Below are 18,708 nucleotides of genomic sequence, written 5' to 3'. Positions count from 1 at the left end.
AGCCGGCGTGAGCTTGAGGATCGTTGTCTGTGTGAAGTACGTGCCCGACGCCACCGGCGACCGGCACTTCGCCGATGACCTGACCGTCGACCGCGACGACGTCGACGGCCTCCTTTCGGAGCTCGACGAGTACGCGGTCGAGCAGGCACTGCAGATCGCCGACGAGGCGGACGACGCGGAGATCACCGTGCTGACCGTCGGCCCCGAGGACGCCAAGGACGCGCTGCGCAAGGCGCTTTCCATGGGCGCCGACAAGGCCGTCCACGTCGAGGACGACGACCTGCACGGCACCGACGTCATCGGCACCTCGCTGGTGCTCGCCAAGGCCATCGAGAAGACCGGTTACGACCTGGTCGTCTGCGGCATGGCGTCGACCGACGGCACCATGGGCGTGCTGCCGGCCCTCCTCGCCGAGCGTCTGAACGTTCCGCAGGTCACGCTGCTCTCCGAGGTCTCGGTCGAGGACGGCACCGTCAAGGGCCGCCGTGACGGCGACTCCGCGTCGGAGCAGCTGGAGGCGTCCCTGCCGGCCGTCGTCTCCGTGACGGACCAGTCGGGCGAGGCCCGCTACCCGTCCTTCAAGGGCATCATGGCCGCCAAGAAGAAGCCGGTGGAGTCGCTGGACCTGGAGGACCTGGAGATCGAGGCCGACGAGGTCGGTCTTGAGGGCTCCTGGACCCTGGTCGACTCGGCCGCCGAGCGTCCGGCCCGTACCGCCGGCACGATCGTCAAGGACGAGGGCGAGGGCGGCAAGCAGCTGGCCGAGTTCCTCGCGAGCCAGAAGTTCATCTAAGGCTCGTCGACAGCTCGTAGCGCCCAACTGCCCCCCGATTCTTCGTACTTCGCAGGAGATTGAGTCCCATGGCTGAAGTTCTCGTCTACGTCGACCACGTGGACGGCGCCGTCCGCAAGCCCACCCTGGAGCTGCTGACGCTCGCCCGCCGCATCGGCGAGCCCGTCGCCGTCGCCCTCGGTGCCGGCGCCGAGGCCACCGCGCCCGCGCTCGCCGAGCACGGCGCCACCCGCGTCCTGACCGTCGACGCCCCCGAGTTCGCCGAGTACCTCGTCGTCCCCAAGGTCGACGCGCTCCAGGCCGCGTACGAGGCCGTTTCCCCGGCCGCCGTGCTCGTCCCGTCCTCCGCCGAGGGCAAGGAGATCGCGGCCCGCCTGGCGCTGCGCATCGGCTCCGGCATCATCACCGACGCCGTCGACCTGGAGGCCGGTGACGAGGGCCCGGTCGCGACGCAGTCCGCGTTCGCCGCCTCCTTCACCACCAAGTCCCGTGTCTCCAAGGGCACCCCGGTCATCACGGTCAAGCCGAACTCGGCCGCCGTGGAGGCCGCTCCGGCCGCGGGCGCCGTCGAGGCCCTGTCGGTCACCTTCTCCGCGCAGGCCACCGGCACCAAGGTCGTCTCCCGCACCCCGCGCGAGTCGACCGGCCGCCCCGAGCTGACCGAGGCCGCGATCGTGGTCTCCGGCGGCCGCGGCGTCAACGGCGCCGAGAACTTCGCGATCATCGAGGCGCTGGCCGACTCGCTCGGTGCCGCCGTCGGCGCCTCCCGCGCCGCCGTCGACGCCGGCTGGTACCCGCACTCCAACCAGGTCGGCCAGACCGGCAAGTCGGTCTCGCCGCAGCTGTACATCGCGTCCGGCATCTCCGGCGCGATCCAGCACCGCGCGGGCATGCAGACCTCGAAGACCATCGTGGCCATCAACAAGGACTCCGAGGCCCCGATCTTCGACCTGGTCGACTACGGCGTGGTCGGCGACCTGTTCGACGTCGTCCCGCAGCTGACCGAAGAGGTCCAGGCGCGCAAGGGCTGACCTGCCTGTTCGCTCGACCGGGGGCCGCGTGGTGATCTTCACCGCGCGGCCCCCGGCCGTTTTGGGCAACCATTGACGGCAGAGGTACCCCGTAACTAAATTCTGCTATGCGGAGCATTGATTCCGCCACGTGGAAACCTGAACGCGGAGGGTGCAGGATGGGTCAGCAGGAGAAGGTGGCGACGAGCCTCGCCGGCGGCGTCAGCGAGGAGATCAGCGCCTCGCTGGTGGCCGTGGACGAGGAGCTCGCCCGCCGCTACCCGGGAGACCCCGGCACCCGCCAGCCCGTGCACACCGTCTACGTACCGGGTGACGTCTTCGACGCCGCCACCATCCGCTCCTGGGGCGACCAGGCGCTGGCCGCCCTGGACGAGCACGCCCCGGACGCCGCCTCCTTCGCCAAGGTGCTCGGCATCGCCGACGAGCTCGCCGCCCCCGTCTACGACCGGGTGCGCGCCAAGCTGGAGCGCGAGCCCGTCGAGGACCTGCGCGTCGACTTCGAGGACGGCTACGGCCCGCGCCCCGACGCCGAGGAGGACGCGGCCGCCGCCCGCGCGGCCCGCCTGATCCACGAGGCGTACGAGAACGGCACGGCGGCCCCGTACATGGGCATCCGCATGAAGTGCATGGAAGCGGCGGTACGCGACCGGGGCATCCGCACCACGGACGTCTTCCTCACCGGCCTCATGGAGCACGGCGGCCTGCCCGACGGGCTCGTCCTGACCCTGCCGAAGGTGACCTACCCCGAGCAGGTCTCCGCCTTCGTACGGCTCCTGGAGGCCTTCGAGAAGGCCCACGACCTGCCCGCCGGGCGCCTCGGCTTCGAGATCCAGATCGAGACCAGCCAGTCGATCCTGGCCGCCGACGGCACGGCCGCCGTGGCCAGGATGATCGACGCCGCCCGGGGCCGCGCCACCGGGCTGCACTACGGCACCTTCGACTACAGCGCGTGCGTGGGCGTCTCCGCCGCCTACCAGGCCAGCGACCACCCGGCCGCCGACCACGCCAAGGCCGTGATGCAGGTCGCGGCGGCGGGCACCGGCGTACGGGTCTCGGACGGCTCCACCAACGTCCTGCCCATCGGCTCCACCGCGCACGTCCACGAGGCCTGGCGGCTCCACTACGGCCTCACCCGGCGCGCCCTGGCCCGTGCGTACTACCAGGGCTGGGACATGCACCCGGGCCATCTGCCGACCCGTTACGCGGCCGTCTACGCGTTCTACCGCGAGGGCCTGGAGCAGGCCGCGGCGCGGCTCGCCGCGTATGTGGCGAAGGCGGGCGGCGACGTCATGGACGAGCCCGCGACCGCCAAGGCGCTCAGCGGCTTCCTGCTGCGCGGCCTGGACTGCGGCGCCCTCGACAACGAGGAGGTCGCCCGCCTCACCGGCCTCACCCGCGCCGACCTCGACGGCTTCGCCTCCCCGCGCCGCGCGGCCCTCACCGTCACCACCCCGTAGCCCGGGCGCTGTCACCGCCGCCCCGTACTCTGTACGCGACCACAACCGTCACAGGGAACGGGGCAGCGGTGTCATCGGGGGAGAACAACCGGCTGGCGGGCCGCTACCGGCTCGTCGAACAGCTGGGCCGGGGCGGCATGGGCGTCGTCTGGCGCGCCGTCGACGAGGTGCTGGGCCGCGAGGTCGCGGTCAAGGAACTGCGGACGTACACCGACACCTCGGGGCCGGAGCTCGGCGACCTGCGGCTGCGCATGCAGCGCGAGGCACGCGCGGCCGCGCGCGTGCGGCATCCCTCGGTGATCGCCGTCCATGACGTGACCGAGCACGACGGCCGCCCGGTCATCGTGATGGAGCTCGTCGAGGGCCCCTCGCTCGACGGCGTACTGGGCGAGCGCGGCACGCTGGACGCGCGCGAGGCGGCCGCCATCGGTGCCCGCGTCCTCGAAGCGCTGGCCGCCGCGCACCGCGTGGGCGTGCTGCACCGCGATGTGAAGCCCGGCAACATCCTGTTGGAGCGCGCGGGCCGGGTGGTGCTCACCGACTTCGGCATCGCCGCCATGGACGACCCCGGCGACGGCTCCGCCACCCATCTGACCCGCAGCGGTGAACTGGTCGGCTCCCTCGACTACTTGGCGCCCGAGCGGGCCAAGGGCCAGGAGCCGGGCCCCGCCTCGGACGTGTGGGCGCTCGGCGCCACGCTGTACGCGGCGGTGGAGGGCTCCTCGCCGTTCCGCCGCACCTCCACCTGGTCGACGCTGAACGCCATCGTGGTCGAGCCGCTGCCCGAGCCGGTCCGGGCGGGGCCCCTCGCACCCGTACTGCGCCAGCTCATGCACAAGGACCCGGCCCAGCGCCCCGACGCGGAGACGGCCGCGCGTCTCCTGTCGGCGGTGGCCGAGGGCCACGCCCCGGCCGCGACGCAGCCGCTGGGCGGGCCCGCCATACCGCCGCGCGAGGCGACCGTACGAGACGTACTGCCGCACCGCCCCGAGGGCTTCGGCCCGGTGGTCGCCCCGCAGCCCACGCAGTCCCCCAAGCGGGGACGCGCACGGGCGATGGTGGCGGCGGGCGCGGCGGCCGTCGTGCTCGCGGGCGCCGGGGTGACGTACGCGATGGTCGGCACGGGCGACGACAAGGGCGCCCACCAGCAGGCCGTCGGCTCGGCGAGCAGCCCGGTCCCGGGATCGACCGCCGACGACGGCACGGGCCGCGCCTGGGACGGCGGCGCTCACCCGTCCACCGCGACCAGCACCCGGCCTTCCGGCAAGAAAGAGCACAAGAAAAGCACCGCGGAACCGAGCAAGAAGCCGTCGGGCAGCCCCACCTCCGCATGCGAGCCCATCGGCGGCGGCAGGTACAACTGCCAGGTGTGGCGCACCGCGAAGACCTACCGCCACGACGGCGGCACGGCGGGTACGCTGCGCGCGGGCACCAACTACTTCTTCTGCCAGACCGACCTGGGCCGCCGCGAGACATACGGCAAGTGGACCAACACGTACTGGGCGAAGACGGACGACGACAACGGCAACAACAACGTGTACGTCAGCGTGGTCTACCTGAAGGGCGGCACCAACAACCACCCGGTGCCGGGCTTGAAGATCTGCTGACGCGAGGTGCCGCTTTTGCTGACGTGGAGGTGCCGCTTTTAGGGGCGCGGGGAACTGCGCGACCAGCCCCCACGGTCCGCAGCCGAATGACCAGCACCCCGCGGAGCGCCCCGCACTCAGAGATCGTCGCCCGGGGGCGCAATCTCCCCGGACCCCCGCGCGATGAGCGCGGTAGGCACGACCACCCGAGCAGGCGCCTCATCGACCCCGTCGAGCCGCCGAAACAACCGCTCCGCCGCAACGCGCCCGAGCGCCGCCGCATCCTGCGAGATCACGGTGATCCCGAGCAGATCGGCGAGCTCGATGTCGTCGAACCCGACGAAGGCGACCGGCCGCGAGCGCCCGGCCAGCGCACGTACCACCGTCACCGTCACCCGGTTGTTCCCCGCGAAGATCGCGGTGACCGGCGACGGCCCGCTGAGCATCGCCTCGACGGCCGACCGCACCCGCTCGGGATCGGTCGAGCCGAGCGCGACCCACGCGTCGTCGACGGCGAGCCCGGCCTCCTCCATCGCCGCCCGGTACCCCCGCAGCCGCTCGGTCGCGGTGTGGATGCGCGGCTGGTCGCCGATGAAGCCGATCCGCCGGTGGCCGTGCGCGACCAGATGCGCGACGCCCTCGCGCGCGCCCCCGAAGCTGTCGGAGAGCACCGCGTCCGCGTCGATCTGCCCGGCCGGACGGTCGACGAAGACCGTCGCGACCCCGGCCTTTATCTCGGGCTCCAGATAGCGGTGGTCGCCGCCGGCCGGAATGACGATGAGCCCGTCGACGCGGCGGGCGCAGAAGGCGAGCACCAGCTCCTGCTCGCGGTCGGCGTCCTCGGCGCTGGAGCCGTTGATCAGCAGCGCCCCGTGCGCCCGGGCGACCTCCTCGATCGCGCGGCTGAGCGGCCCGTAGAACGGGTCGGCGAGGTCTTCGAGGACGAGCCCGATGGACGCGGTGCGGCCCTTGCGCAGCACGCGCGCGCTGTCGTTGCGGCGGAACCCCAGCGCCTCGATCGCCTCCTGGACGCGCCGCTCGGTGTCCGGGGTGACCCCGGCCTCGCCGTTCACGACCCGGGATACCGTTTTCAGCCCCACACCGGCGCGCGAGGCGACATCCTTCATGGTGGGCCGGATGCCGTAACGGGGCTCATGGTGGCGGGCGGTCTCGGCCACGTGCGGTGTCCTGTCGTCGTCGGGAGGATCGAGGGGTGCGGGGGGTTACGGGTGGTGTGGCGAGCGGATCGCGGGGGATCGCCGTGTGGCGTCGAGCATAGGCCCTGGACAACGTTGTCAGGTGAATGGAGACTGTTGATCCGACTAGCTTCGCACCCACGCCCACCAGGAGATCCGACACCGATGCACACCGACCTCGTCGCCGCGCTCGACATCGGCGGAACCAAGATCGCCGGAGCGCTGGTGGACGCCGGTGGCCGGCTGCTCGTACGGACGCAGCGACCGACCCCCGCGCAGGAGGACGGCGAGACGGTGGCGCGTGCCGTCGACGAGGTGCTTACCGAGCTGGCCGGATCCGCGCTGTGGGCGCGGGTGACCGCCGTCGGCATCGGCAGCGCGGGCCCGGTCGACGCCTCCAACGGGACCGTCAGCCCGGTCAACATCCCCGGCTGGCGCGGCTTTCCGCTGGTAGAGCGGGTACGGGCGGCGACCGGTGGGCTCCCCGTCGAGCTGGTCGGCGACGGGGTCGCGATGACCGCGGCCGAGCACTGGCTGGGCGCGGCCCGCGGCTACGACAACGCGCTGTGCATGGTCGTCTCCACGGGCGTGGGCGGCGGCCTCGTCCTCAACGGCCGACTGCACCCCGGTCCCACCGGCAACGCGGGCCACATCGGCCACATCAGCGTCGACCTGGACGGGGACGCGTGTCCGTGCGGGGCGCGCGGCTGTGTGGAGCGGATCGCCAGCGGCCCCAACATCGCCCGCCGCGCGCTGGCGGGCGGCTGGACCCCGGGTCCCGACGGCGACGCCTCGGCCGCCGCCGTGGCCGAGGCCGCGCGCGCCGGGCATCCGGTCGCGCTCGCCTCGTTCGAGCGGGCCGCCCAGGCGCTGGCCGCGGGCATCGCGGCGACCGCGACCCTGACGGAGATCGAGATCGCGGTGATCGGCGGCGGAGTGGCGGGCGCGGGCGACATCCTCTTCGCCCCGCTGCGCCGCGCCCTGCACGACTACGCCACGCTCTCCTTCGTCCAGGGCCTCAAGGTCGCCCCCGCGCTGATGGGTACGGACGCGGGTCTGGTGGGCGCGGCCGCCGCGGCCGTCAGCGCTCCGACGACTGCTCGCCGGGCGGTGCGGGCGGGAAGGTGATGTCTCATCACCTTCCGCCGGATTCACGGCAGTTGAGCCGATGAGGCGCACTTCGCGGTGCGCTCATCGGCCACGCGCGTTTGCGGTAGAGCTTGTTGGAGTCTGTTGGAATAGAACTGGTAACGGTTACCCGGTGTCGCGTCAAAACCCTTGACGGCGCCCTCACTTGGGGGTGTGATCCAAGCCACGCGTTCGGTTGTGTTGGGTTGCACCCCAAGGAGGGGGACATGGCGCAGTCATCGTTCAGAGGTCCTGCTGTGCCCGGGAGCGTCGCGGGACATCGGATGTCACGGCGAAGTCTCCTGCGCGGTGCGGCGATCGGCGCCGGGGCGGTCACGCTCCCCTCGCTGCTCGCCGCCTGCTCCAGCGGACCCGGCGGTGACAGCAAGACGATCCGGATGGGCTCCAACTCGTCGGACGCGGTGCCGAAGAAGGCCTTCGCGGACGCTTTCAAGGCGTACGAGCAGCAGTCCAAGGAAGGCCGCACGGTGAAGGTCAACACCGTGGACCACAACACCTTCCAGGAGAACATCAACCGCTATCTCCAGGGCAAGCCCGACGAGGTCTTCATGTGGTTCGCCGGGAACCGTATGCAGTTCTTCGCCAAGAAGGGGCTGCTGCACGACATCAGCGACCTGTGGCAGGGCTTCCAGGGCTTCTCGCCGGCGCTGAAGGCGCAGTCGACGGGCGAGGACGGCAAGCAGTACCTCACGCCGTACTACTACTACCCATGGGCGGTGTTCCACCGCAAAAGCGTCTTCCAGCAGCACGGCTACCAGGCGCCCAAGACGCTCGACGACTACGTCGCGCTCGCCAGGCAGATGCAGAAGGACAAGCTCGTACCGCTCGCGTTCAGCGACAAGGACGGCTGGCCCGTCATGGGCACGTTCGACTACATCAACATGCGCAGCAACGGTTACGACTTCCACCGCGACCTGATGGCGGGCAAGGAGTCGTGGACGGACAAGCGGGTCAAGGACGTCTTCGACACCTGGCGCAGAATCCTTCCGTACTGCCAGAAGGGCGCCAACGGCCGCACCTGGCAGGAGGCCGCGCAGAGCCTGCAGAAGAAGGAGACGGGCATGGCGGTCTTCGGACTGCCGCACGTGGGGCAGCAGTTCCCGGTGTCCGAGCAGGACGACGTCGACTTCTTCCCGTTCCCCGTCATCAACCCGGAGCACGGCCAGGACGCGGTCGAGGCGCCCATCGACGGGTTCCTGCTCGCCAAGAACGCGAAGAACCTCAAGAACGCCAAGAGCATGGAGAGCGCCAAGGACCTCCTGAAGTGGCTCGCCACCCCGAAGGCCGAGGAGACCTACCTCGCCAGTGACCCCAACAACATCGCGGTCAACAGCGCGGCGGACACCACCAAGTACAGCGCGCTCCAGAAGAAGTCCGTCCAGCTGATCTCCGGCGCCAAGCAGATCTCGCAGTTCATGGACCGCGACACCCGACCGGACTTCTCCTCGACCGTGATGATCCCGGCACTCCAGCGGTTCATCGGCAACCCGAACGACGTGGACGGGCTGGTCAACGACATCGAGCGGCAGCGGAAGACGATCTTCGCCGCGGACTGACGTCGGGCGCCCGTCAACTGGCCCACATCCGCCCGGACTTGGAGTACTCAGCCGTGTCGCTCATCTCCGCACGGCGCGCCGGACGACGAGGGCCGCGGCGGTTCACCGCCCGCGACCTCGCCGTCCTCGGTGTGCTGCTCGGCATACCCGTCCTGCTCGACCTCGCCATCGTGTGGGGCCCGACCCTCGCGTCCGTCGTCCTGTCCTTCACGAGTTGGGACGGGATCGGCGACATCAAATGGGTCGGCACGCAGAACTACACCAACATCTTCACCAACTACCCGCCGTTCTGGCCGGCGGTCCGCCACAACCTGATGTGGCTGGCCTTCCTCGGCCTGGTCGCCGTCCCGTTCGGGCTGCTGCTCGCCGTACTGATCGACCGGGGCGTCCGCTTCAGCCGCTTCTACCAGTCGACGCTCTACATGCCGGTCGTACTGTCGCTCGCCGTCGTCGGCTTCATCGCGCAACTCGTCTTCTCGCGCGACCAGGGCGCGTTGAACGCGATGATCGGCGACAAGCAGAACCCGACCGACTGGCTGGGCGACCCGCACCTCAACATCTGGATGATCCTGCTGGCGGCGGCCTGGCGGCACACGGGCTACGTCATGATCCTCTACTTGGCGGGCCTGAAGGCCGTGGACCCGACTCTCAAAGAAGCAGCGGCGATCGACGGCGCCAGCGAGACCCAGACGTTCTTCCGGGTCGTGCTGCCCACCCTGCGCCCGGTCAACGTGATCGTGGGCGTGATCACCGTCATCGAGTCGCTGCGCGCCTTCGACATCGTGTACGCGGTCAACCACGGCCGCAACGGCCTCGAAGTGCTCTCCGTGCTCGTCACCGACAACATCATCGGCGAGGCCAGCCGCATCGGCTTCGGCTCCGCCATCGCCGTCGTGCTGCTGACCGTCTCCCTCGGGTTCGTCGTGACGTACCTGGTCCAGGAGATCCGAGGGGAGAAGAGCAGATGACCGTGGACACCGCACCGGTGGCCCCCGCCACCGCCCCGCCGGCGCCGCCCCAGGCCCGGCGCCGCCGGGTGCGCCCCGGCCGCCTGGGCGTGCACGCCTTCCTGATGACGGTCTCGCTGGCGTTCCTGGCCCCGCTGCTGCTGGCGGTCTACGCGTCGCTGCGCCCGTACGAGGAGACGTCGAAGAACGGCTACTTCTCGTTCCCGAAACACCTGTCGTTCGACTACTACAAACAGGCTTTCAGCGACTCCGGCATGACGAAGTACTTCGTCAACACGCTGATCATCGCGGTGCCGGGCGTGCTGGTGACACTGTTCCTGGCGTCGTTCGTGGCGTTCGCGGTCTCCCGCCTGAAGCTGCGCGGCGGCATCGTGCTCCTGATGCTGTTCACGGCGGGCAACCTGCTGCCCCAACAGGTCATCGTGACCCCGCTGTACGTACTGTTCAACCGCATCCCGCTGCCGTACTGGATGTCCGACTCGATGACGATGTTCGACTCGTACTGGGCCGTCATCGTCGTCCACATCGGCTTCCAGATCGGCTTCTGCGTCTTCGTCCTGGCCAATTTCATGCGCACGCTGCCACAGGAGATCCTGGAGGCGGCGATCGTCGACGGCGCGGGCGTCTGGACCCAGTACTGGCGCATCACCCTGCCCCTGTGCCGCCCGGCCCTGGCGGCCCTGGCCACGCTCCAGTTCACCTGGATGTACAACGACTTCCTGTGGGCCCTGGTCTTCATGTCGGACGGCGACAAACTCCCCATCACCTCGGCCCTGAACAACCTGCGGGGCCAGTTCTTCACGGACTACAACCTGCTGGCGGCGGGGTCGGTGATCGTGGCCCTGCCGACGCTGGTGGTGTTCCTGCTGCTGCAGCGGCATTTCATCGCGGGGCTTACTTTGGGGTCCAGCAAGGGGTAGGGCTTCGGTACCCTGCCGTTCGAAGCGGCCCGGCAACTGGCACGGGCAGGACAGCATAAGGTGAGAACGCGCCACTCCTCCAAGGGAGTTGCTTCGCGTCGCCATGATGTGATGGCAAGAAGCCAACTGGGGCGGAGGGGGAAGAACATGGACAGCACGGTCACGGCTGCCACTATCGCGGCGGTTGCTGCGGCCGTTGGATGGCTGGTCAATCACATTCTGTCCGAGCGATCCGAGCGCAACAGGAACAAGCACCGGGCGAGGTTGTCCCATGTCGAGAGACAACTTGAAGAGCTGTACGGGCCGCTGTTCTTTCTGCTGCACGAGGGGACGGCATCCTTCAAGGACTTCAGTGAGACGGTCGGTCGCAATATATTCTTCGCGAACGGATCAATAAGCTCCGAAGACCTGAACACCTGGCTCTTCTGGGTGGACAATGACCTGATGCCCAGAAACTCGGCCATTCAGGTGTTGTTGTCGACCAAAGCACATCTGATTGATGCGCCGCGAATGCCTGCCTCGTACATCGCCTTCATCGACCACCATAGCTCCTGGCGCGTAAGTCATTTGCGCTGGAAAGAGGAGGGGGTCCCCTATCGTTGGCATTCGAGGACGAACTGGCCCCGTGAATTCGAGCTGGACGTGATTGCCACGTATGAGAAGCTGAAGCGAATCCAGGAGGAAATCTCCGGAATCCTCGTGGGCGCCTGACCTCGGCGGCGCGGCCGCGCGGCGGCGTAAGAGGCTGTCTCGTGGCAGGTTCCGCGAGCTTCTTGTAGCTGCTCAGCGCGCGGTGGCCATGGCCGGGCCTCGGCTCTGCCAGTCGCTTCTGACCGTCGTTGCGGACCGCGTAAGGGATCTTGAGACCACGAGCAGCCCATGGCAGGCTGGTGCCGCATGATCGATGAATTCGCGAAGGACAACCTGCACGGGAGACTGCGGCGGGACCGCAAGGCGCTGCTCTGGAAGCTCGACGGCCTGTCCGAATACGACGCCCGCCGGCCTTTGACGGCGACCGGGACCAACCTCCTCGGCCTGGTCAAACACGTGGCCAGCGTTGAGGCCAGGTATTTCGGCGAGGTCTTCGACCGCCCTTCCCCGGAACCGTTGCCCCGGTGGCAGGACCACGAAGGCAGCGATCTGTGGGCGACCGAGGACGAGACCCGCGATCAGATCATCGAGTCCTACCGGCGCACGTGGCAGCACTCGGACGCGACGATCAACGCGCTTCCCCTCGACGCCCCCGGCCACGTGCCGTGGTGGCCGGAGCCTCATACCAACACGAACCTGTTCGCCGTCATGGTCCACGTCCTCAGCGAGACCAACCGGCATGCCGGGCACGCCGACATCCTGCGCGAAGGCGTCGACGGCCGAACCGGGATGCGTCCCGAACATGAGACGCAGATCGACGAGGAAGCCCGCGCCGCCTACTGCGCGAGGATCGAACAGGCTGCCAGATCAGCCGCATCGGTCGAGGCGTAGAAGGCTGCGCCGCGTGACTTGATGTTCGGCATGATGCCGCCCGTGAGTGGGTCGGCGCCGCCGTGGTCCCCGGCGGGCCCCAATTCACCCACCCGAGCCCCAGGTGAAATTACCGGCCCGGCCCCGCACTGCGGCCACCACCGCCTCGGTGTCGCGGAGGTCGGGCAGGACCAAGTCCGCCCCGGCCTCGCGCAGTTCCTGCTCACTGCTCCGGCCGGTCGCGACGGCCACGGCCAGTACACCGTGTGCGTGAGCCCCGGCCACGTCGGCAGGCGTGTCGCCGATGAGGACCGCGTCGGCAGCCTGTACCTCGGCCCGTTCCAGAGCCAGCAGCACCAGGTCGGCGCGGTCCTCGGCTTCCTCGCCGTAGGCGCCCAGCTCCCATCGGATGTGCTGGTCCAGCCCGAACACCGCCAACTTGACCTCGGCGGCGCGGCGGACGTTGCCCGTCACCACCGTCTGTGTCGCCCCGGCCAGCGCGTCGAGCGCGGCCGCAGCCCCCGGCAGCGCGTGCCCGCGCTCGCGCAGCTCGGCGGAGCGTTTCACGTGCTGGTCGGCAAGTGCTTCGGCGAACCGCTCGAAGTCGCCGTCGCCGGTGGTCAGTCCGTGGAGCTTGGCGGTCTCCCGGAAAATCACCCTCTCGGTGATCCCGTCGATCGCCGCCTGCTCCCGCATCACCACCCCGGTCGCCTCCGCGAACGCCGCCGCCGACAGCGTCCGGCCCACTCCACGTGTCGCGATCAGCGTGTGGTCGATGTCCCACAACACCAGCACCATGCCCCGGCCCTCCCCAACTGGACCCATTCCATTGGGTGATGAGACTCCACTAGAACGGGCACACGGCGCGCCCAAGTCCTGCGACCGCCCTTCGCTGAGGCCACGCACCCAGCACGGGAGACCAGCATGGACGCGCCGAGACTGCTCATCGGCGGGCGGATCGCCCACTACCGCCACAAGAACGGTAACCGCAGCCAAGCCGCCGTGGCGGGACTGTGCGGCATCAGCGTTCGCTACCTCTCCCTGATCGAAAACGGGAAACGGATCCCCTCCCACGACGTGCTCGTCCGGCTCGCCGCCGAACTCGGCGTTCCCGTCGCTGTCCTCCTTGCCGAAAGCGCCCCTCCCGAATCCGCAGCTCCCCTCACGATCAACCCCGGAGTCGCCCGCGCCCTCATGGGTTATCGGTCACCCGCTGACGTGACTCCGGCGACGGCCCCTGTACTGCGCGACCGTGTTGAGCAGGCGTGGACCAGCTGGCAGTGTTCCGAGCAGCGGTTCACCGACGCTGCCCAAACGCTTCCCGCACTCATCGACGACATCGAACACGCCATCCGCAGCCACCGCCACGACCCCACCACCCGGCGCGATGTCCTGCGCACCACAGCCGACCTGTACGGACTGCTGCGCTCGTACTGTAGACGCACCGGCCGGCTCGACCTGTCCCTTATGGCCGCCGACCGTGCCATGCGGGCGGCGGAAAACGCCGACGACCCGGTACGTATCGCCGCCGCCTCCTGGAACTTGGCCCAAGTACTGCTCTCCGACCCGCGTGACGGCGCCGTCCAGGAGGCCACCGAAGTCGCCCTTCAGGCCGTGGACCAGCTTCAGCGAGAGCCTGCCGGCCGGGAGAGCGCGGCCATGCAGGGTGCCCTCCACCTTGTTGCAGTCGTCGCCGACGCGCGGCAGCGGCACTGGTGGCAGGCTCGCGAACACCTCCAACGACACGCCGTACCCCTCGGTAGTACTGCGGGCGACGGCAATGTGCAGTGGACCGTGTTCGGGCCCACCAAGGTAGCCCCTCGTTCGTGATCATTCGACCGGTTCAGGTGACCGGGCTGGTCAGCGTGGATGTCCAGCCTACGGAGTGAGTACCTTCACTCCGTAGGCACGTCACCGCTTCCGGGCTTGATGAAGAGGGCTGAGGGCGAAGGACATCGGTGCCTGCTGCTAGCGCAGCAGCCTGCGCCGTAGCGGTCGTGTAGGCCCTCTACGGGCAAACAGCTTTCGCCAGCCGTAGTGCTTGGCACTTTGAACTCGCCAGCGGAGCCTGGCGAGGTAGCGGCGGCCGGAGTGTGGGTTGCGGTAGAGGCGTCGCGAGCCGAGTTCCCGTACCCAGTTGATGCCGTCGCCATCGGTGAAGCTGACAGCAGCTGGAAAGATCTTGCGATCGTTCATGCGTCTGGGGATCTGAGTGGTCGCCTCTTCGGTCGACTGGATGATGTTGGCGAGCCCGAACCCTTCGAACCCGTCGAAGGCGTCGAGCCTCAAGTCGACGAGCACTGAGGCGTTGTAGACCGGTCGGGACGAGGTGTTCAGCATGTGCACCATGTGCATGTCTTGGTCGGGCGTGCCTAGGTAGCCGTACTCCGACCAGCAGACGACTTTGAGTGCTTCCTGTCGTTCTTCCTTCCTGCGGTCGCGCAGCAGGATGTAGAAGCCGAGGAGCAGTGATCCGCTTGTGAGGAACGCGCTTGCCCATGCTGGGACGGTTCCCCAGTCCAGCCCTGTCATGGTTGGCGTTCTGTGCCTGAAGGAAGCTGCGCAAACTGAAATTGAGGGAGTTCTGAGCTGCTGACACCGTGTGTTGGGAGGTCGGGTTTGGCTGAGTCCGGCTGGTGGCTGTGTGGCCGGCTTCCATAAGTCGCAGCATGAGCACTGCGGGGTCGATCCAAGCTGCGCCCCGGGTGGGCCATGCCCAGTCGATCAGGTCGTCGAGGTCAGGGCGTGGCGTGTTCTGGAGCTTGGCCAGGGCGTCGGCGAGCAGCGGTAGGTCGGGGGAGCCGGGGGACTAGTCGGCGTGCCGGCCGACGAGGTGCTCGTATTCGAGCAGGTCCCATCCGGCGGTCCCCCCGACCCTATGACGGGTCGGGGGAAGGCCAGCGAACGGAGAGTCTTTAGAAGTGCTAGAGGTTCCAGCGGCGGCCGGTGGGGAAGTGCCATGCGTGGGCGCTGCCCTCGGGTTCGTGGGCGTAAAGGGTGAAGCTGCCTGACGTAGCGTGGGAGTTCCGCCCGCCGGGCCGTTGGCGGACGCCGACGGGTGGAGCGTCGGGCGAGTCAGTAGTGCTCGCGCATTTGCGCGTCGTATTCGGCGAACGGGCCGAGCCCGATCTCGGCCCGCCGTGAGTCAAGGCCGTTCGGCTCTCTGATGGTGTAGGGGCGTAGCCCCTGTTCGTCCTTGACGTACTGGGTGCCGTAGAGCTGTGGTTCACCCTCGTGGACGAGGCATCGGTCGGTCAGGTAGGCGAGGTGGCGCGGCTCGGCCTCGCCGGCGGCGACGGCCTCGCGGAGCAGTAAGAGGGCTTCCTGCTGGAAGTCTGGGTCGGCGTCGGCGTGCTGGGCGAGCAGCCATGCGGCGTCCATGGCTTGCTGGCCGACGAGGGTTCGGCCGGGCCAGCCGTGTTCGGCAGTGATCCGTTTGAGCGCCGTGACGTTGTCGCTGTCCACTGCCCGCATGGCGTCGAGGTCGGCGGCAACCATCCCGTGTTCACGTACGCCCCTGGCGTGCTGGTCGGCTGCCCTGCGGCGTAAGAGCTCGTCGGCGAGGTCGGGGCGTTGTGGGGTCACAGCTTCACGTGCCAGTTGCCGCGGGCGAGGATCGTGGTTCCGTCGGCCTTGACGAAGACCTGAGCACCGCGTGCGGGTAGCTCGCCTTCGGTGAGCCAGTGGGTACGCAGTTCGTCGAGGATGTCCCACAGACGGCGGGGGCCGCCCTGGTCGACGGCTGCGCGTTCGTTGGGCCTTCCTGTGGCGCGGGCCCATGAACCGTCGGAATGGGCCATGACGGCGACCCGTGTTCCGTCGCCCCGCTCCTCATAGTGGTGGGCGATGTCGGGCGCGGTGAGGTCCAGCATGGACGACAGGTCCCATGCGTTGGCGACGTCCACGACGGGATAAGGGCTGACCCTGGGGTGCTCGCTTGTGGCCATAACGGCTGCGTCGAGCAGGTCGTCGGCGCCGGGCGGATAGTCGAGGCTGGAGCGCGTGGGCATGAAGCCGGCCCGGTCCCACAGGACTTGCCCGGTCGCGGTGCCGTCCTCGGCTTTCTCGACGGTGATGATCAGGGTGGTTCCCGCGATGGTGGTCACGAGCCGTCCGCCGGGGTTGAGGGCATCGAGAATGCTGGGGTACACGCGGCGAAGCCCCACGGTGGCAACGATGACATCAAACGTTCCAGGGAGTTCTTCGGTGGCGTCGGCGCACACGACGGTGGGGCGGCGACCTGCCTCGGCGAGACGCTCGCGGCCGGTGATGCAGGCGAGGGGGTCGACGTCGACGGCGGTTACCTGCTGGTCGCTGAGCCGGTGGGCGGCGACGCAGGTTCCGTAGCCGGTGCCGAGACCGAGGTCGAGAACATCGTCGCGGTCGCCGATCTGTCCGTACCGGTACATGCGGACGACGAGGCTTGGAAGCGTGGCCGAGATGGTCGGGCGACCCATGGGGGAGTCGCCAGGCTTGGCGTCGTCGGCGTGAAGGGGACCAACCCGGGTGATCAGGGACCGGTCGGCGTACGCAGCGTCGAGCCACACCTGCTCGTCCGTCGCACCCTGACGCAATGCCCACGCGCGCCCGTTGCGCGTCCACCAGTTCGGCACGAACAGGTGTCGGGGGGTTGCGGCCACGGCTGCTCCCCATCGGGAGGCGCGGGGGGTAACGGTGGCAGCGAGGGCGTGTGCACGTTCTTCCCAGTTCACCGGGCGACTCCTGGAATGTGGATGATCGGCAGTTCGGCGACGCTGTCGAATGCGGGAGGGCATGCCTCGGTGTTGGCGGGGCTACAGTCGCCGCTGTCATCGGGCGGACAGGCTCCGGCGGACAGGCCCGGGACGCGAGCGGCGATGCTCGCCCATTCTGCGCCGCTCAGGATGTCGGCGAGAGACTGCTCGTGAACATTCCCGGCGGGCATGAACCGCGACAGCACGCATCCCGCCACATCCCCATTGGGGAGTACGGCGGCGCGGCCCCGGGTAAAGCGTCCGCAGAGGTCTGAGAGGTCGGGTGTCGTGCCACGGGCGCCTCGGCCGACGGGGCGCATGCGGTCGACAGTGATCTGCTCGACCCCGAGGGCGCGCAGGTCGGCTTCGGCTTCCCGGACCCGTTGGCCCTCGAAGCACTCGACGATGCCGGCTCGGACCGGGATGGAACGCTGAAGGGCTTCGATGATGTTCGCGCGGGTGCGCTTGTGGCTGTTGCGCGTGCGGGTGATCCGGTCGTGCTGCTCGGGCTGATCGCTGTAGTACGACGTACCGATGCCGACCCCGGGGAGTGCTAGCGCGTCCCAGAGACGGCGCGGTACGGCGATCAGGTTCGTGAACACCTCGACGTCGAGCCCGCGACCCAGGGCGCGCCGGATGAGTTCGGGGGAGCCGCGGTAGAGGGTGGGGTCGCCGCCGATCAACTGAACCGTTTTGACGCCGATTTCGGGGGCGTCGTCGATGATGCGGAGCCAGTCAGGGAGGGTCATGGTTCCGTCAGTGCCGGTCGGGCCTGAGTCGGCGAGGCAATGCTCGCACTGGGCTTGGCACTTCCCGGTCACCTCAAGCTCGATACTGCGGACGGTGGTGATCGCTTTGCTTGCGGTGCTCTGCACGGTGTGCCTCCTGTGAACGGGAGCGGTCGCGGTGCCGTGACACAAAGGCTTCGAGAGAGGGCTAGCGCCCCAAGGGGCGTGTTGCACACGTGTGTTCGCTCGATCGGTTGCACCAGTCGAACGGTGTGAGGCATAGGAACTGGGCTGGGCGAACGGACCATGCGGTGATCCGGCCCGTGTGTAGGCGGAGGGCGAACCCGAGCGGCTTGCCGAGTTCGAGGGTCCTTCGAGCGGCCGTGAACCCCTCATTGACCCATTGAACGGCCCTGCGTGATTCCTGAGAAGTCACGGCGAAGACATGGCTGGCACGCAGGTCGATACGCAGTGCCTGCACGGCTCGGGAGATCGTCTCCAGCACGGCACTTCGGACTAGGCGGGGTGACTTGTCGGCGGCAGAGCGGTAGAGCAGAACCTCGTACCAATATCCATGCTCGACGTCGGCCTCTATGAGGACCGGTCTAGACGGCAACATTGCTACGCCACGACTCATGTCGGCCTGCCCAACGAGCATGCGTCTGCCCTCCCTCGCAGAGGCATGGTTGCCCCGCCTCCGACAGGGGACAGGGGCAGGGCAACCGCTCGGGGGTCTCTTGAACAAGGTTGCAGTGCAAGAGAGTTGCACCACCACCGGGCACGGCCCTGCCTGGAGTTCAACCCGTACAGGCGGCGCAGCGCTGTTGCGACGCGCGTCGCAATGGTGCGCCGTCCCAAAGTTGTACTGGCATATGCCAAGCGTCCCCCACCTGCATAGATGGGGGACGCGCACGCTATCCGTTCACTAGATCAGGTGGTCGAACTCCCCGGCCTTGATTCCCAGAACGAGAGCACGAAGCTTCGCGACGCTCGTCGTAACGATCACGTCGGGATCGTCGCTCTCGCGAATCTTGATCTCTCCGTCGACAGGGGCAAGCTCGACGCAGCTCTGATTGTTGTCAGCTCCCGAGAAAGAGGACTTCTGCCACTGAATTCCGTCAGTCATGCCG

At 68.7% G+C, this 18,708-nt stretch carries 18 protein-coding genes; 11 read left to right on the top strand and 7 right to left on the bottom strand.

Features of this window, described 5'->3' with window-relative positions; all coding sequences use genetic code 11:
• Nucleotides 1-7 precede the first annotated feature (7 nt).
• The 4 genes from BG418_RS16685 to BG418_RS16670 all read left to right on the top strand — a co-directional run bounded on the left by BG418_RS16685 (nt 8) and on the right by BG418_RS16670 (nt 4,888).
• Nucleotides 8-793 (top strand): electron transfer flavoprotein subunit beta/FixA family protein, encoded by a 786-nt coding sequence (locus BG418_RS16685; RefSeq protein WP_188274676.1) that lies wholly within the window; start codon nt 8-10, stop codon nt 791-793.
• A gap of 68 nt (nt 794-861) precedes the next feature.
• Nucleotides 862-1,824 (top strand): electron transfer flavoprotein subunit alpha/FixB family protein, encoded by a 963-nt coding sequence (locus BG418_RS16680; protein WP_188274675.1) that lies wholly within the window; start codon nt 862-864, stop codon nt 1,822-1,824.
• 158 nt (nt 1,825-1,982) lie between these two features.
• A complete protein-coding gene (locus tag BG418_RS16675; protein WP_188274674.1) occupies nt 1,983-3,281 on the top strand; it encodes a DUF6986 family protein in 1,299 nt (432 codons plus the stop codon).
• A gap of 68 nt (nt 3,282-3,349) precedes the next feature.
• A complete protein-coding gene (locus tag BG418_RS16670) occupies nt 3,350-4,888 on the top strand; it encodes a serine/threonine-protein kinase (RefSeq protein WP_188274673.1) in 1,539 nt (512 codons plus the stop codon).
• A gap of 116 nt (nt 4,889-5,004) precedes the next feature.
• Here BG418_RS16670 and BG418_RS16665 read toward each other — a convergent pair whose 3' ends face one another.
• Nucleotides 5,005-6,045 (bottom strand): LacI family DNA-binding transcriptional regulator, encoded by a 1,041-nt coding sequence (locus BG418_RS16665; RefSeq protein ID WP_188274672.1) that lies wholly within the window; start codon nt 6,043-6,045, stop codon nt 5,005-5,007.
• Nucleotides 6,046-6,228: 183 nt separating this feature from the next.
• On the opposite strand from BG418_RS16665, the gene BG418_RS16660 reads away from it, so the two are divergent.
• From BG418_RS16660 to BG418_RS16635, 6 genes are all read left to right on the top strand, one after another.
• A complete protein-coding gene (locus tag BG418_RS16660; RefSeq protein WP_188274671.1) occupies nt 6,229-7,191 on the top strand; it encodes an ROK family protein in 963 nt (320 codons plus the stop codon).
• Between the two features lie 284 nt (nt 7,192-7,475).
• Entirely contained in the window at nt 7,476-8,768 is a 1,293-nt protein-coding gene (locus BG418_RS16655; protein WP_188274670.1) for an ABC transporter substrate-binding protein, read from the top strand.
• Between the two features lie 53 nt (nt 8,769-8,821).
• Nucleotides 8,822-9,736 carry a carbohydrate ABC transporter permease gene (locus BG418_RS16650; RefSeq protein WP_188274669.1) on the top strand — a complete coding sequence of 305 codons (915 nt, stop codon included), beginning with the start codon at nt 8,822-8,824 and terminating at the stop codon, nt 9,734-9,736.
• The gene (locus BG418_RS16645; protein WP_188274668.1) at nt 9,733-10,656 is read left to right on the top strand and encodes a carbohydrate ABC transporter permease; all 924 of its coding nucleotides are present in this window, start codon (nt 9,733-9,735) and stop codon (nt 10,654-10,656) included. The genes BG418_RS16650 and BG418_RS16645 overlap by 4 nt, the downstream gene beginning before the upstream one ends.
• Nucleotides 10,657-10,803: 147 nt before the next feature.
• Nucleotides 10,804-11,367 carry a hypothetical protein gene (locus BG418_RS16640; protein ID WP_188274667.1) on the top strand — a complete coding sequence of 188 codons (564 nt, stop codon included), beginning with the start codon at nt 10,804-10,806 and terminating at the stop codon, nt 11,365-11,367.
• A gap of 186 nt (nt 11,368-11,553) precedes the next feature.
• On the top strand, nt 11,554-12,138 hold the full coding sequence (locus BG418_RS16635) for a DinB family protein (protein WP_188274798.1): 585 nt from the start codon (nt 11,554-11,556) through the stop codon (nt 12,136-12,138).
• A gap of 84 nt (nt 12,139-12,222) precedes the next feature.
• On the opposite strand, the gene BG418_RS16630 is transcribed toward BG418_RS16635, so the two are convergent.
• Nucleotides 12,223-12,915, bottom strand: coding sequence for an HAD family hydrolase (locus BG418_RS16630; RefSeq protein ID WP_188274666.1), 693 nt, complete (start codon nt 12,913-12,915; stop codon nt 12,223-12,225).
• A 126-nt stretch (nt 12,916-13,041) separates the two neighbouring features.
• Between BG418_RS16630 and BG418_RS16625 the strand changes: the two genes are divergently transcribed.
• On the top strand, nt 13,042-13,947 hold the full coding sequence (locus tag BG418_RS16625) for a helix-turn-helix domain-containing protein (protein ID WP_188274665.1): 906 nt from the start codon (nt 13,042-13,044) through the stop codon (nt 13,945-13,947).
• A gap of 138 nt (nt 13,948-14,085) precedes the next feature.
• Here BG418_RS16625 and BG418_RS16620 read toward each other — a convergent pair whose 3' ends face one another.
• The 5 genes from BG418_RS16620 to BG418_RS16600 all read right to left on the bottom strand — a co-directional run bounded on the left by BG418_RS16620 (nt 14,086) and on the right by BG418_RS16600 (nt 18,704).
• Nucleotides 14,086-14,649 carry a hypothetical protein gene (locus BG418_RS16620; protein WP_188274664.1) on the bottom strand — a complete coding sequence of 188 codons (564 nt, stop codon included), beginning with the start codon at nt 14,647-14,649 and terminating at the stop codon, nt 14,086-14,088.
• Between the two features lie 543 nt (nt 14,650-15,192).
• Entirely contained in the window at nt 15,193-15,702 is a 510-nt protein-coding gene (locus BG418_RS16615; protein WP_188274663.1) for a DUF6624 domain-containing protein, read from the bottom strand.
• Nucleotides 15,699-16,757 carry a methyltransferase domain-containing protein gene (locus BG418_RS16610; RefSeq protein ID WP_317453673.1) on the bottom strand — a complete coding sequence of 353 codons (1,059 nt, stop codon included), beginning with the start codon at nt 16,755-16,757 and terminating at the stop codon, nt 15,699-15,701. Before BG418_RS16610 ends, BG418_RS16615 begins: the two co-directional genes overlap by 4 nt.
• Before the next feature lie 68 nt (nt 16,758-16,825).
• Entirely contained in the window at nt 16,826-17,725 is a 900-nt protein-coding gene (locus BG418_RS16605) for a radical SAM protein (RefSeq protein WP_317453672.1), read from the bottom strand.
• 778 nt (nt 17,726-18,503) lie between these two features.
• Complete coding sequence (locus BG418_RS16600; RefSeq protein ID WP_188274660.1) at nt 18,504-18,704, bottom strand: DUF397 domain-containing protein; 201 nt, start codon at nt 18,702-18,704, stop codon at nt 18,504-18,506.
• Nucleotides 18,705-18,708: the final 4 nt, after the last annotated feature.

The sequence above is a fragment of the Streptomyces sp. CBMA152 genome (assembly GCF_014596475.1).
Lineage (GTDB): Bacteria > Actinomycetota > Actinomycetes > Streptomycetales > Streptomycetaceae > Streptomyces.
The sequence above is the reverse complement of the archived record's forward strand: the minus strand, read 5'-3'. Positions and strand labels throughout refer to the sequence as shown.

Excerpts from the sequence above, each read along its gene's own strand:
- BG418_RS16680 (WP_188274675.1), top strand. The coding sequence starts at position 862 with ATGGCTGAAGTTCTCGTCTACGTCGACCACGTGGACGGCGCCGTCCGC.
- BG418_RS16675 (WP_188274674.1), top strand. The coding sequence starts at position 1,983 with ATGGGTCAGCAGGAGAAGGTGGCGACGAGCCTCGCCGGCGGCGTCAGC.
- BG418_RS16660 (WP_188274671.1), top strand. The coding sequence starts at position 6,229 with ATGCACACCGACCTCGTCGCCGCGCTCGACATCGGCGGAACCAAGATC.
- BG418_RS16655 (WP_188274670.1), top strand. The coding sequence starts at position 7,476 with ATGTCACGGCGAAGTCTCCTGCGCGGTGCGGCGATCGGCGCCGGGGCG.
- BG418_RS16645 (WP_188274668.1), top strand. The coding sequence starts at position 9,733 with ATGACCGTGGACACCGCACCGGTGGCCCCCGCCACCGCCCCGCCGGCG.
- BG418_RS16640 (WP_188274667.1), top strand. The coding sequence starts at position 10,804 with ATGGACAGCACGGTCACGGCTGCCACTATCGCGGCGGTTGCTGCGGCC.
- BG418_RS16635 (WP_188274798.1), top strand. The coding sequence starts at position 11,554 with ATGATCGATGAATTCGCGAAGGACAACCTGCACGGGAGACTGCGGCGG.
- BG418_RS16630 (WP_188274666.1), bottom strand. The coding sequence starts at position 12,915 with ATGGTGCTGGTGTTGTGGGACATCGACCACACGCTGATCGCGACACGT.
- BG418_RS16625 (WP_188274665.1), top strand. The coding sequence starts at position 13,042 with ATGGACGCGCCGAGACTGCTCATCGGCGGGCGGATCGCCCACTACCGC.
- BG418_RS16620 (WP_188274664.1), bottom strand. The coding sequence starts at position 14,649 with ATGACAGGGCTGGACTGGGGAACCGTCCCAGCATGGGCAAGCGCGTTC.
- BG418_RS16600 (WP_188274660.1), bottom strand. The coding sequence starts at position 18,704 with ATGACTGACGGAATTCAGTGGCAGAAGTCCTCTTTCTCGGGAGCTGAC.